We start from the raw sequence: 12,692 nt of genomic DNA on the forward strand, positions 1-12,692 counted from the left end.
TACGTTCACTGATCGGGTGGCTTTCTGGCCCGGTCGTGCGCCGGATCGTCGAGTGCTGCCTCCTCCAGTGCCGTTCGAGCCGCCGCGACGATGTCGGCGCCCAGCTCCCGGACATCGAGCGGCACCTCCTCCAGCGGGTCGATCTTGCGTTTCTTCGGTGGCAGTGGGTCACCGGGTGCCCACACCGGCAGCTTCTCCGGTTCCACCAGCGTCCATTCCTCATACCACGGGACCTGCCACAGCTGACCGGCCAGCGAGCCGACCACGTCGCGGTAGCGGCGGATCTCGGCGGGCAACCGGCCGGGGCGCGCGGCGACGGTGATCAGCCCGAGCACCTCGCAGGACCCGGCGAAACCCGAATGATGTTGGCGCAGTAGGTCATGCGCGCGGGTGAGGCCCGCGATGGTCTCTCTGGCCACCAGGACGACGAAGGGGGACTCGCGGTCGAAGACGCCGGGCCAGCGGCGGCCCGAATCCGCCGCTGGCGCAAGCACATGCGCGAGGCTACTGGCTCCGGCACCGCCGTGCACACCCAGCAGCCAGACCAGCGGGGCCCGGCCCACGCCGGGGACCGGACGGTCCCAGATCGGTGCGCGCCGGGACTCCGGCGGGGCGACGACGCCTGCGGGCGCGGATTCGGTGTGACGGCGAAATTTCATGGCGGCGGTCATGATGCCACCCCGGTCAGCAGGCGCCCATAGGCCCGGCGCGTCTCGGGGGCCAACGACGCGTGGCGGACCAGCTCGCCCCTGGCCAGGTGGGGGTCGTACGGTATTTCCCTGATGTCGCGCACCCAGCCGGACAGATGCTCGCGCAAATGCTCGGCAACGCGCGACTCGGTGCCCGGATGTTGGTGTGAGACAACGATTGTGGTGTCGCCGACGATGCCGCCGCCCTGCCCTTCGGTCGAGTCGCCGAACTGGTCGTCGAGCCATTCCAGGGTCACCCGCAGCCGGTTCGCGGCATCGGCGCGAGCCGGAATGGCAAGCACCAGAGCAACATCCGCGTCGTCGAGCAGCGGGCGCAGCTGCCGCCCGGCAATCGGGCTGCCGCCGTCGTAGACCGCGGTGAAACCCGCGTCGTACACCGCCCGCGCCACCGTGAGGTAGGTCGCCCGTCTGCGCAGCGGCGCGGCGTCGCGCCACAGCAGGCCGATGCCCGAGGTCGCCCGGGACAGGCACTCCTTCAGCGGGGCAGGTTCGTCGTCGCCGCGGCCGTACAGCCAGGACTGCAGGCTGATCGGGTGTAAGTGCTCGTCCGCGCCGCGCAGCGCGAGGTCGCTGCCCGCCGCGGTCGCGTCCACGGCCACCGTCGGGGTGCCCGCCATGCCGAGCTCACCCGCGATGCCCAACGCCGTCGTGGTGGTGCCCGCACCACCGCAGCCGCCGACCACCAGGATGGGGCGTTGCAAAGGTTGTCCCGCCCCGGAACCGCCGCCCTTGCCGCGCCGCAACCGCACCACCGGAGCCTTGGAGCGCACGGGCCGGCCCGACGGTTCACCCTGGTCGGGTGCCTCGTCGAGCCAGCGGCTCCAGTCCTCTCCCATCGCTTCCTGCTCTCCTCTATCCGGCCGCGATACCCGTGATCAGGGTGCGACCGTCGATCACCGCGGTGGTGACCGTCTGCTTGTTGTACGTGGCGGGCACGCCGCCGGGGCGGTACTCGGTGACCTCCACCGAGTACCGGTTGTCCGAGATGGTCACGATCCGCACGCAGTGCGCGGTGCCCGCCGGGATCGTGTCGATGCCGCGCTGAATGGTCGCGGCGGGCGAGACGGCGGCGTCCGGGGCGACGACCTCGCGGACCCGCTCGCCGGAGCGCTCCACGTAGTACGCGTACTGGAACGCGAGGATGGCGTCGGGACCCGAAGTGGTGCCGCCCTTTTCGGCCGCGCGCACGATCGCCGCGGCGCGCTCGGTCGGGCAGGCGCCGGACGGACGGCTGGTGTTCACCCCGGCCTGCGAGCGGCCGCGCAGGCTGTCGGTGCTCACGCCCGCCTGCACGCTGCCCATGGTGAACTGCACCGAGGCCGACGAGGTGGGCAGGCGCGGCGTCGCGGCGCGGTTGGTGGACGAGTTCAGCAGGAACAGCACGCCCGCGGCGGCCGCGCCGAGCAGCAGCACCGCGATGACGAGCACCACGAACACGCGGCTGCGGCGCGAGCGCCGGGCGCGGGCCTCCAGACGCAAGGCACTGGACGAGCGCGGTCGCGGCTCGTCCAGGTGGTCGTCGTAGTCATCGTCGTCGTCGGGCCAGGGGAAACGCACCAGGTCCGCGTCGCGCGGGGTGTAGTCGTCATCCGGGCCGGGTGCCCGGCCCACCCAGTCCGACCAGCCGCCGGTGAATTCGCTGCGCTGCGCACGAAGGTCGTCGGGGACCTCGGGTTCGCGGATGTAGTGCGGATATCGGGCGGGCCCGTCCTCGTCCAGGTGCTCCGAGCTCGGTTCGCCGGGCGGCACCGGCGCCGTCTCCGGCTCGAGCGCGGCGTACCACCGGGACAGCTCTTTGTACGACTTCAACATTCCCCCGTTCCCGCTGAGCGAGGCGCATAGTTCCGCATCGTCGGACCCTCTCGGCGATCAGTTCGTAGAGAACGGGTAGATGTGGGCGGTGCCGGGTCGAACGGTGGGCGGAATCGACGTCGCGCCGCCGGATGAGGCGCCGTCGGCTCCTGTCCCGAACGGAAATTGTCCCGTACCGGACGAATTCGGCGTAGTCGACGCGCCGGATTGCTCGCCGAAGAATCCCGAGGGCGGCTTGTCCGGTCCACCCTGTGGCCTGCTGTTCATGCCGAATGCACCGGCAATATCGCGGGCTACGGCGGCGAGCCAGTCGGCCACGAAAGTGGTGGGCGTGTCGCCGTTGGCGGCGACCGTCGCGGTGTTGTACGCGCCGTGCCGCTGCACCGTGTCCCAGTACCGCACCCAGGTGGCGGTGTTGAGCAATTCGCTGTTGTCGGTGATGTTCTGCACCACCGCGTCGAACGCCTGATTGACCAAGCGGACGCCGGTGGTCGGCGGGACGAGCTGGGTCACCGCACCGACCAGCTTGGCGCCGAGCGAGAGCAGCGCGGCGGGCGGGTTCGACAGGCCCGCGGTGGCCAGTTCGGCGATGGTCGACGGGTTGAGCACCGTCTTGACCACCGTGACGACCGCGTTCAGCCCGATCATGCCGACCTTCAGCAGCGCCTGTAGCGCGCGGGGAAGGTCGAGCGGGGTACGCGGGTCGGCGGCGTCGGCCAAACGCTCGGAGATCGACTTCTTGGGCGAGATGGCCAGCGTGGCGAGCGAGTTGCCCTGCACGTCCTCGTTGACCACCTTGGTCGCGGTCTTGATCGAGGTGTAGGCCAGCGCCTGGGCGATGGAGACCAGCGAGGCGATCGGGTCGCCGCCGCTGAGCTTGGACTGGCCGACGACGTTGGTGACCGCCTTCAGGATCGGCGCGCCCTGCGGTGCGTCGCAGGCGAGGTCGCCCGCCGCGCAGAAACTGGCCACGCGACCGGTGAGCGCGCCGAAGTTGGCCGCCCGGTCCCGGTCGGGGCCGATGCCACCGCCGGCGGCGGGCGGCTGCGGTAGCGCGGCGAGGCCGGCGAGCTGATCGCCCGCGGTGCCGGGGGCCGGATCCGGTGACGCCTTGCCGGGCGAGCCGGGGAACAGCGCGGCGCCGGGGTTGCGGGTCGGATCGGCGAACAACGCGACCGCCGCGATCTTCTCGGCCGGGAGTATCCCCTGCCCCTGGCCGATCTCCTGAGCGAACATCGAGGCGACGTGCGCGCCTTGCGAATAGCCGACCACCGCGAACCGGGTATCCGCGCACCGGTCGGCGACGGCCTTGGCCATGGTGCGCAGCCGGGCCAGCCCGCCGGTCACCGATTCGGCGTAGGGCATCGCGCTGCCGCCGGTCACCCCGCCGAAGCCGGATTCGTATGGCACATAGGCCCGGTCGACCAGTCCGGGGCCGTTGGCCTTGGCCAGCATCGGACGGAAGACGGTGGACAACATGCCGGTGTCGGTAGAAGGTGCCGCATCCGGTGACGATTCGCCTGTACCCTGAATTCCCAAGGCGTACAATGCCGGACACGCGCTGAGCGCGATATCGGTCGAAGGGCCTGCGGGATTCGGTGGACCGGCCACGGCGGTACCCGCCGTAGCCACGGTCACGGCGAGTGCTGTCAGCACCACCGTGAGTCTTGCCGAATAATTTGTCATAGCGATCCGCAATCAATCCGTGTTGCCGCAGTTACCCTCAACGCCATGAAACGCAATAGACCGTAACAGATTCCGGCTATTGCTGCGGCATCGCCGAAAACTTTCCGCGAACTGCCGAAACGGGTTTCACACATTCCCGCGTGCCGAGCAACCTCCTCCGGCAACTTTCCGACGGTCTGAAAATGAGAGCAACCACTCGGCGACCCACCGGTCACGCGAATTCCCTACCGGGACTCCATCTTCCGTTCGCCCGATGGCTTCAGCATTCGTGCAGATATCTCCCGCGTCGCTGGCCGTTCGCCGGAAGGTTGCCGGGGGCATGACAATTGACATGTCAAGGGGAGATGACCTAGTAGGGGTATTCGCTAGGGGGTAATTCAGGCAGCCGAGGTTACCCGGTAGACGTCGTAGACGCCTTCCACATTCCGGACCACATTCAGCAGGTGTCCCAGGTGCTTGGGGTCGCCCATCTCGAAGGTGAACTTGCTGATCGCGACCCGGTCGCCGTGGGTGGCGACCGACGCGGACAGGATGTTCACCTTCTCGTCGGCCAGCACCTTCGTCACGTCGGACAGCAGGCGGGTGCGATCGAGCGCCTCGATCTGGATGGCGACCAGGAACACCGAGGACGGGGACGGCGCCCAGGACACCTCGATGATGCGCTCGGCCTGATCCTGCAGCGACCCCGCATTGGTGCAGTCGGTGCGGTGCACGCTCACCGCGCCGCCGCGGGTCACGAAGCCCATGATCTCGTCACCGGGCACCGGCGTACAGCACTTGGCCAGCTTGGCCACGGTGCCCGACGCGCCAGGAATCAGCACGCCCGCGTCGCCGGTGGTCCGCTGCCTGCTCGGCGTGGTCGACGGGGTGGACCGCTCGGCCAGCTCGTTCTCCACGTCGCCGATGCCGCCCAGCTGCGCCATCAGTCGCTGCACCACGTGGTGCGCCGAGACCTGATGCTCGCCGACCGCGGTGTAGAGGGTGGAGATATCGGTGTAGTGCAGCTCGTGCGCGACGGCGGTCATCGCGTCGACGCTCATCAGCCGCTGCAACGGCAGACCGACGCGGCGGACCTCCTTGGAGATCTGCTCCTTGCCGTTCTCCAGCGCCTCCTCGCGGCGCTCCTTGGCGAACCACTGCCGGATCTTGGCCTTGGCGCGCGGGGACACCACGAAGTTCTGCCAGTCGCGGCTCGGCCCGGCGTTCTGCGCCTTCGAGGTGAACACCTCGACGACCTCGCCGTTCTCCAGCTGCCGTTCCAGCGCGACCAGGCGGCCGTTCACCCTGGCGCCGATGCACTTGTGCCCGACCTCGGTGTGCACCGCGTAGGCGAAGTCGACCGGGGTCGACTTCTGCGGCAACGTGATCACGTCACCCTTCGGGGTGAAGACGAAGATCTCCGGCGACTTCAGGTCGAAGCGCAGCGACTCCAGGAACTCCGCCGGGTCGGCCGCCTCGCGCTGCCAGTCGAGCAGCTGCCGCATCCACGCCATGTCGTCGACCTCGGTCGAGTCGTTGGAGTGCTTGCCGCGGGTCTCCTTGTAGCGCCAGTGCGCGGCGATGCCGAACTCGGCGGTGCGGTGCATGTCCTGGGTGCGGATCTGCACTTCCAGCGGCTTGCCGTCCGGGCCGACGACCGTGGTGTGCAGTGACTGGTAGACGCCGTAGCGCGGCTGGGCGATGTAGTCCTTGAACCGGCCCGCCATCGGCTGCCACAGCGAGTGCACCACGCCGACCGCCGCGTAGCAGTCACGCACCTCGTCGCAGAGGATGCGGATGCCGACCAGGTCGTGGATGTCGTCGAAGTCCTTACCCTTGACGATCATCTTCTGATAGATCGACCAGTAGTGCTTGGGCCGGCCCTCGACGATCGCGTTGATCCGCGACGCCGCAAGGGTATTCACGATTTCCGCGCGCACCTTCGCCAGGTACGTGTCACGCGACGGCGCGCGGTCCGCGACCAGTCGCACGATCTCGTCGTACTTCTTCGGGTGCAGGATCGCGAACGCGAGGTCCTCCAGCTCCCACTTGACCGTCGCCATGCCGAGGCGATGGGCAAGGGGCGCAATGACTTCGAGGGTCTCCTTGGCCTTCTTCGCCTGCTTCTCCGGCGGCAGGAAGCGCATGGTGCGCATGTTGTGCAGCCGGTCGGCGACCTTGATCACCAGCACGCGCGGGTCCCGCGCCATCGCGATGATCATCTTGCGGATCGTCTCCGCCTCGGCGGCCGCGCCGAGATTGACCTTGTCCAGTTTGGTGACGCCGTCGACCAGGTGCGCGACCTCGGCGCCGAAGTCCAGGGTGAGCTGCTCGAGCGAGTAGCCGGTGTCCTCGACGGTGTCGTGCAGCAGCGCGGCCACCAGCGTGGTGGTGTCCATGCCGAGCTCGGCCAGGATGTTGGCGACCGCGAGCGGGTGGGTGATGTACGGGTCGCCGGACTTGCGGAACTGGTGCTTGTGCCGTTCGTCGGCTACGTCGAAGGCGCGCTGCAACAGCGTCAGGTTGGCCTTCGGATACAGCTCACGGTGCACGCTGGCCAGCGGCTCCAGCACCGGCTTGACCGCGGCGATGCCGCGCTGGCCGGTCATCCGGCGGGCGAGCCTGGCCCGCACCCGGCGCGAGGCCGAGGTGGGCACGGCGGCCGAGGCGCCCGGCTGGCGCGGTGGGGTGGGCGTTGCGGCCGGGGTGGCGGACTTCGGCTGCTCTCCCCCGGTGGCGGCACCGTTCGACTGCGGGGCGCCTGCCGATTGCTCGACATTCGCCTCGCCCACGTGCTGAGTCATGCCACCACCTCTCAGTGCCCAACTCGCAGCGCTGCCGGTCCCTCCGTGGATACGCAGGCTGCCGCCTCCGGGCCTCACGTTCACGCCGCGTGCCTCGATCGGACCACCCTATCCGACCGCTGCAACCGCCCAGACCACCAACTTTAGTCCCGGCGGCGCAGTGGCGTCGGGCACGAGGTTGCGGCGGGCGCTGCGGCGGCGGTACGGCCGGGATGACGCGGCGTTAGCCGTGGACTCTGCGGAGTACCGGAAAGCGTGACATATCAGACATCGATCCGGCGCAGTTGCGACCGAATCGCCGCCGAAGGTTCGGTCCGGTATCGACGACCGACGGATACGCCGGATGGGGCCTCGACGTGGGCCTGGCGCACGGGCCTAACGGATGGTGGCCGAGTCGGCGGGCTCGCGGGTGATCATGGACCGGCCGTCGAAATCGGGACTCGGCGCGACGTGCAGGAGGTCGACGACGGTGGGGGTGATGTCGACCAGGGTGTAGCGGGAGGTGGTGTCGCCCGCGGTGAAGTCGGGGCCGCGAGCGATGACGAAATTGGTTGTCTCGTCCGGGGATTGGCCACCGTGACCGCCCTTGGGCAGGTGGCCGTGGTCGGCGGTGACCAGGATGGTCCATCGTTCGGCCGGGTTGGCGGCGGCGCGGGCGTCCACCGCGGCGGCGATGCGGCCGACCTGCTCGTCGATGCGGCGGACCGCGTCGAGGTACTCGCCGGAGACGGCGCCGTCGCTGTGACCTGCGTGATCGACCTGGTCGAGGTGGGTGAAGAGGAGGTCGGGGGCGAACTTCTCGATCGCGCCGACCACGGCGGTGGTGGTTGCCGCGTCGGTCTTCGACTCGTCGGGATCGTTCGGGACCGGCGCGGTGGAGACGACCACGTCGGCGCGCGGGTTGCCGCTGCCCGCCATGGTGGCGATCTGGTCCCAGGTCGCGATCGAGTGGGTCTTGCGGGCCGGGTCGGCGCGTTCGAGTTGCGTGAACACCGTCGGGTACTTCGCGAACGGCGCCGCGGTGAAGTTGTTGTCCTTGATGCCGTGCTTGCGATCCCACACCCCGGTGAGCACGGTGGCCCAGGACGGGCCGGAGATGGTGATGTGCGGGGCGATCGAGGACCGGCTGAGCAGTCCTTCGGCACTGAGCCGCAACAGGTTCGGTGCCTGGACCTTCAGCACCTTGTCGTACATCAGGCCGTCGAGACCGATCACGACAACCTTGTCCACGCGGGTGTCGGCGTGCGCGCCACCCACGGTCCAGGTCATCGCAGCAGCGGTAACGGCGAGAGCGACAAGCACTTTCGACCACCTGGACCGATCGGCGACGCCCTCATCGCGCCGCCATCCGGTGCCACCCGACCGATGATTCGCTCGCTTGTCGCGCTCGCTCATAGTGCGAACCATGCGGGGTGGGCGGGGCCCGCGGATAGCCTCCCGGCGCACTGTTCATTGACGTTTCATCGGTCGCCGCATCGCCCGTTGCCTCGCTGAACGGGCACTGAACTGCCGATAGCGGGAAGCTATTCCGGCAGCTCGCCAGCGGGTGGCGGGCCGATGAACGGCAGATTGCGGTTGACACCCTGTCGCGGATGTGGCTGTCTGGCGCCATGCCAGCCGAATTCGCGCAGCCAGGTATCCGGATCGCCGCCGTCGCGGACACGCACCTGCGGCCCGCGGTGGCCGGGCGATTTCGACCGGACTTGCTGCGGATCGCCGAGCACGCCGATGTGCTGCTGCTGGCAGGCGATCTCACCGAGAGTGGCAGCCTCGCCGAAACCGACCTGCTCTGCGCCGAGATCGCCGACCTGCCGGTGCCCGTCGTCGCTGTGCTCGGTAACCACGACCACGACCACAAGCTCGGCTTCCGAATCGCCGCACAGCTCAGCGACATCGGCGTGCACATGCTCGAAGGCACCGCGATCACGCTGGAGCTGAACGGGATTCGGCTCGGCATCGCGGGCGTGATGGGTGGTAGCGGTGGGTTCCCCGACTACCCAGGCGATCCCGAGAACGGTACCGAAGAACATCGGGCCCGGATGCTGCGCGGGCCCGTCGACGCGCTGCGGCTGCAACAGGCCTTGGACACCCTCGACACCGACATCCGGGTCGCGTTGATGCATTTCGCGCCGGTGGTCGACACTCTGGTGGGCGAACCGACCAAGTTCTATCCCGGTCTCGGCTGTCATGCCCTCGCCGAAGCCGTGGATGCGGGCCGGGCCACCCTCGCCCTGCACGGGCACGCTCATCACGGCGCCGAGTTCGGGCGCACCGCAGGCGGAGTTCCGGTTCGCAATGTCTCGTACCCGGTGATCGGGCGTCCGTATGTGGTGTACGAGCTGGCGACGATGCCGGCCCAACCGGCTTGAACCACCAGCGTCGGCGGAAATCGGCCGCACATCACCTGCGTCGGTGGAAAACGGTCGCGCATCACCAGCGTCGGTGGAAAACAGCCGCGCATCACCAGCGTCGGCGGGAATCGGTCGCGCGCCGCAATTACATAGCGGCGGGGCGAGCGGACAGCCGCGTCTCGCATGCCGCTGACTCACGTCGGCACCGATGGGTTGTACGTCGCCGATCCCGGCTGTCGGTAGGTTCACCCTCATGACCGTCGCCCGCTCCCTGCTGCTGTTCGCCCTGGCCGCCCTCGCCGAGATCGGTGGCGCGTGGCTGGTCTGGCAGGGCTGGCGCGAGCAGCGCGGGATTCTCTGGATCGCGGCCGGCGTCGTCGCGCTCGGCGCCTACGGCTTCGTCGCGACCTTCCAGCCCGACCCCAACTTCGGCCGCATCCTCGCCGCCTACGGTGGCGTCTTCGTCGCGGGCTCGCTCGCCTGGGGCATGCTCGTGGACAAATTCCACCCCGACCGCTGGGACTACCTCGGCGCGACCATCTGCCTCGTCGGCGTCGCCATCATCATGTACGCGCCACGCCGCTGAACAACGTTCTGCCGCATCGAGTTTCAAAGCCGGACTGCTGTCCGGGACTGTCGGCGAGGTTTCCGGCGTTACCTCCAGCGCGACCGGTCCATCGAAACAATCTCGCGAGGAGCCCCTGTGGCACAGGATATTCAGCCCATCACCGACAAGCAGCGCAATGCGGCGGCCGCTTTTCGCGCGCTGCACGAGCAAGGAATCTTCGTGCTGCCGAACGCGTGGGACGCGGTCAGCGCGGCGGTGATCGCGCGCGCGGGCGCACCGGCGATCGCGACAACCAGTGCGGGCGTTGCCTGGTCGCTCGGCACCGGCGACGGACAGCAGCTCACCAGGGACGACACGATCGGCGTCATCCGCAGGATCGCCGCTGTGGTCGACGTGCCGGTGACCGCGGATGTCGAGGGCGGGTACGGGCCCACGCCCGAGGACGTCGCGGCCACCATCCTCGCCGCGGTATCCGCCGGGGCGGTCGGAGTGAACCTGGAAGACTCGACGGCACCCGGTGGGCCGCTGTTCGACACCGCCGCGCAGGCCGATCGGCTGCGGGCGGCCCGCGACGCCGCGCAGCAGGCGGGTCTGCCGGAACTGGTGATCAACGCCAGGACCGATGTCTACCTGTTCGGCATCGGCGACCAAGAAGGCCGTTTCGACGAAGTGCTCACCAGGGCAGCCGCTTACGCCGCGGCCGGTGCGGACAGTCTCTTCGTCCCCGGCCTGCTCGATCTGCCGACCCTCACCGACCTGGTCGCCAAGTCGCCGTTGCCGATCAACGTGATGGCCGGCGCCGGCGCGCCTTCCGTCGCGGAACTCGGTGCGGCGGGCGTACGGCGGGTCAGCGTCGGCTCCGCAGTGGCGCAGGCTGCCTACACGCTGGCCGAGACGGCAGCCACCGAGCTGCTAGAACACGGCACCTATACAGCGCTGGAGAATGCCCTCGATTTCGGCACAGTGCAAGGATTGCTCCCCCAGGGATAACGATTCCTCGGTGGCGCACCAGCTTCGAACTCGGCTCAGCCTGGTGCCTCGAAGTTCCGGACGTCGGCGAGCAGCACACCAGGTCGAACCCAGCTCGGCCTGGTGCCTCGATCTTCCGGACGTCGGCGAGCGGCACACCAGACTCGGGTCGGCCTGGTGCGCCGAGGTTCCGGATACCGGTGAGTGGCACACCAGCGAGAGGCGTTCTCGCGATACGCCGCAACCATGTGCCACTCACGGCGACTGCGGCACGGTTGGGTGCCGATCTGGGAGTGGGTCGGCCGCCACGTCTGCGGACTCGATTCGGCCGGTCCGCCGGATACCGGTGAGTGGCGCCGACGTCGGCTGCGACTGGATTCGGGTAGCGGCGACCACGCCATCGCCGGCTGAGCCATTGCGGCGCAGCGCGTCGACATGGCACAACCATGTGCCACTCACGACGACCGCGGCACGATTGGGTGCCGATCTGGGAGTGGGTCGGCCGCCACGTCTGCGGACTCGATTCGGCCGGTCCGCCGGATACCGGTGAGTGGCACACCAGCGAGAGCCCTTCTCGCGATACGCCGCCACCATGCGCCACTCACGACGACCGCGGCACGATTGGGTGCCGACCTGGGAGTGGGTCGCCCGCCATGTCTTCGGTGCTGGAGTCGAGCTGCGCCTCGATCCGGGTAGCGGCGACCAGGGTCGCCGCGCGCCCACATGACGTGGGTTGCGTGCTCTTGACTGATGTTGCAGCGTGCGTCATGAGAGTGCACCGTGCGTCAAGACCCCCGATACGCTTACCTCGCTGCACCGGTACTTAGGTTCACACTGTGTTTACGGCTGGATTCGTATGTTCTGCGGCTGCTTCGAGTCCTGGCCCTGTTGGTTGCTGTTACTGGCTTGGCTGACCGCCGCTGAATACTCCTGTTCCGGGCGACCGGTGCTGCCGTAGCGCAGGCTCATGCGGAGGGTGCCGGTGCCGACGAGGGTGGCGAGGTAGCCATCGCCGGCTGAGCCATTGCGGCGCAGCGCGGCGATATGGCACAACCATGTGCCATTCACGGCGACCGCGGCGCAGTTGGGTCCCGACGGCTGAGCCATTGTGGCGCAGCGCGTTTCAGCTAAGCGTCGGCGTCGGCGTCGAAGGCCCAGACCGCGGCGGGGCGGCCGGTGGCTTTCACGCGGCGGCGTTCGGTGGTGCGGGTCAGGCCTGGAATGGCGGCGAGGGTGCGGTTGAGGTTGGCGGGGTCGGGGCGGGTGCCCGCGAGGTTCGTGGTGGCGGCTACGGCTCGGGTGGCGGGGAATTCGTCTCCGAGCAATGCTCGGGTGAAGGGGAGGTCCTTCCACAGGAGTCCGGCGAGCAGGCTGCGGGAGGCGGCGACGATGCGGTTGTGGTCGAAGGCCAGCTCGGGTATCTCGTCGAAGCCGACCCACTGTGCGGGGCCATCGTGCGGCCCGACCACCGCCCACATCGCGATCGACAAGGTCGGCCCGCGCGGGTCACGATTCGGTTCGTCGAAGGTCACCAGCTGCCCCACCGCGCCGATCGCGGCTTCCGGCACACCGAGTTTCGTGTGCACCGCCCGCCGCGCCGCCTCCACCAGCCGCTCCCCCCGCCCGAGCAGCACACCCGGCAGCGCNTCATTACCATCTGTCTTTTTTTTTTGCAAGCAGAAGAAGGAATAAGAGATTCTCTCTGGTTTTGGTTTTTTTCAAAACAAAAGACGGCATAGGATATCTAGTACGGTCTCGTGGGCTCGGAGATGTGTATAAGAGACAGGACCTGAACAGCACACAGCCTCGTCTC

Annotated in this window: 10 protein-coding genes and 1 pseudogene; 3 read left to right on the forward strand and 8 right to left on the reverse strand. The window is 68.6% G+C overall.

Translation table 11 applies throughout. From position 1 onward, the window contains the following. Nucleotides 1–5: 5 nt before the first annotated feature. The 6 genes from DBO33_RS29660 to DBO33_RS29685 all read right to left on the reverse strand — a co-directional run bounded on the left by DBO33_RS29660 (nt 6) and on the right by DBO33_RS29685 (nt 8,260). Complete coding sequence (locus DBO33_RS29660) at nt 6–671, reverse strand: hypothetical protein (protein ID WP_107658009.1); 666 nt, start codon at nt 669–671, stop codon at nt 6–8. Next, complete coding sequence (locus tag DBO33_RS29665; protein ID WP_107658010.1) at nt 668–1,546, reverse strand: MinD/ParA family ATP-binding protein; 879 nt, start codon at nt 1,544–1,546, stop codon at nt 668–670. Before DBO33_RS29665 ends, DBO33_RS29660 begins: the two co-directional genes overlap by 4 nt. Before the next feature lie 16 nt (nt 1,547–1,562). Then, the gene (locus DBO33_RS29670) at nt 1,563–2,522 is read right to left on the reverse strand and encodes a hypothetical protein (RefSeq protein ID WP_107658011.1); all 960 of its coding nucleotides are present in this window, start codon (nt 2,520–2,522) and stop codon (nt 1,563–1,565) included. A gap of 57 nt (nt 2,523–2,579) precedes the next feature. Then, nucleotides 2,580–4,001, reverse strand: coding sequence for a cutinase family protein (locus tag DBO33_RS29675; RefSeq protein ID WP_325050756.1), 1,422 nt, complete (start codon nt 3,999–4,001; stop codon nt 2,580–2,582). 584 nt (nt 4,002–4,585) lie between these two features. Next, complete coding sequence (locus DBO33_RS29680; RefSeq protein WP_107658012.1) at nt 4,586–6,991, reverse strand: RelA/SpoT family protein; 2,406 nt, start codon at nt 6,989–6,991, stop codon at nt 4,586–4,588. A gap of 375 nt (nt 6,992–7,366) precedes the next feature. After that, nucleotides 7,367–8,260 carry an alkaline phosphatase family protein gene (locus DBO33_RS29685; protein ID WP_107658013.1) on the reverse strand — a complete coding sequence of 298 codons (894 nt, stop codon included), beginning with the start codon at nt 8,258–8,260 and terminating at the stop codon, nt 7,367–7,369. Between the two features lie 341 nt (nt 8,261–8,601). Between DBO33_RS29685 and DBO33_RS29690 the strand changes: the two genes are divergently transcribed. The 3 genes from DBO33_RS29690 (at nt 8,602) to DBO33_RS29700 (ending at nt 10,900) form a co-directional block, all read left to right on the forward strand. Then, a complete protein-coding gene (locus DBO33_RS29690; RefSeq protein ID WP_234391112.1) occupies nt 8,602–9,360 on the forward strand; it encodes a metallophosphoesterase family protein in 759 nt (252 codons plus the stop codon). Nucleotides 9,361–9,595: 235 nt separating this feature from the next. Further along, on the forward strand, nt 9,596–9,928 hold the full coding sequence (locus DBO33_RS29695) for a YnfA family protein (RefSeq protein ID WP_107658015.1): 333 nt from the start codon (nt 9,596–9,598) through the stop codon (nt 9,926–9,928). A gap of 117 nt (nt 9,929–10,045) precedes the next feature. Continuing rightward, nucleotides 10,046–10,900 carry an isocitrate lyase/PEP mutase family protein gene (locus DBO33_RS29700; protein ID WP_234391113.1) on the forward strand — a complete coding sequence of 285 codons (855 nt, stop codon included), beginning with the start codon at nt 10,046–10,048 and terminating at the stop codon, nt 10,898–10,900. A gap of 903 nt (nt 10,901–11,803) precedes the next feature. Here the strand turns inward: DBO33_RS29700 and DBO33_RS29710 are convergent. Both DBO33_RS29710 and DBO33_RS29715 read right to left on the reverse strand, forming a co-directional pair. Next, nucleotides 11,804–11,884: pseudogene (locus DBO33_RS29710) on the reverse strand (response regulator); the annotation flags it as partial. A gap of 122 nt (nt 11,885–12,006) precedes the next feature. Beyond that, nucleotides 12,007–12,576, reverse strand: a complete 570-nt coding sequence (locus DBO33_RS29715) for an NUDIX hydrolase (RefSeq protein WP_407670634.1) — start codon at nt 12,574–12,576, stop codon at nt 12,007–12,009. Between the last annotated feature and the right edge of the window lie 116 nt (nt 12,577–12,692).

This window comes from Nocardia suismassiliense (assembly GCF_900269665.1).
GTDB classification, from domain to species: Bacteria; Actinomycetota; Actinomycetes; order Mycobacteriales; family Mycobacteriaceae; genus Nocardia; species Nocardia suismassiliense.

Excerpts from the sequence above, each read along its gene's own strand:
- DBO33_RS29660 (WP_107658009.1), bottom strand. The coding sequence starts at position 671 with ATGACCGCCGCCATGAAATTTCGCCGTCACACCGAATCCGCGCCCGCA.
- DBO33_RS29665 (WP_107658010.1), bottom strand. The coding sequence starts at position 1,546 with ATGGGAGAGGACTGGAGCCGCTGGCTCGACGAGGCACCCGACCAGGGT.
- DBO33_RS29670 (WP_107658011.1), bottom strand. The coding sequence starts at position 2,522 with ATGTTGAAGTCGTACAAAGAGCTGTCCCGGTGGTACGCCGCGCTCGAG.
- DBO33_RS29675 (WP_325050756.1), bottom strand. The coding sequence starts at position 4,001 with ATGTTGTCCACCGTCTTCCGTCCGATGCTGGCCAAGGCCAACGGCCCC.
- DBO33_RS29680 (WP_107658012.1), bottom strand. The coding sequence starts at position 6,991 with ATGACTCAGCACGTGGGCGAGGCGAATGTCGAGCAATCGGCAGGCGCC.
- DBO33_RS29685 (WP_107658013.1), bottom strand. The coding sequence starts at position 8,260 with ATGACCTGGACCGTGGGTGGCGCGCACGCCGACACCCGCGTGGACAAG.
- DBO33_RS29690 (WP_234391112.1), top strand. The coding sequence starts at position 8,602 with ATGCCAGCCGAATTCGCGCAGCCAGGTATCCGGATCGCCGCCGTCGCG.
- DBO33_RS29695 (WP_107658015.1), top strand. The coding sequence starts at position 9,596 with ATGACCGTCGCCCGCTCCCTGCTGCTGTTCGCCCTGGCCGCCCTCGCC.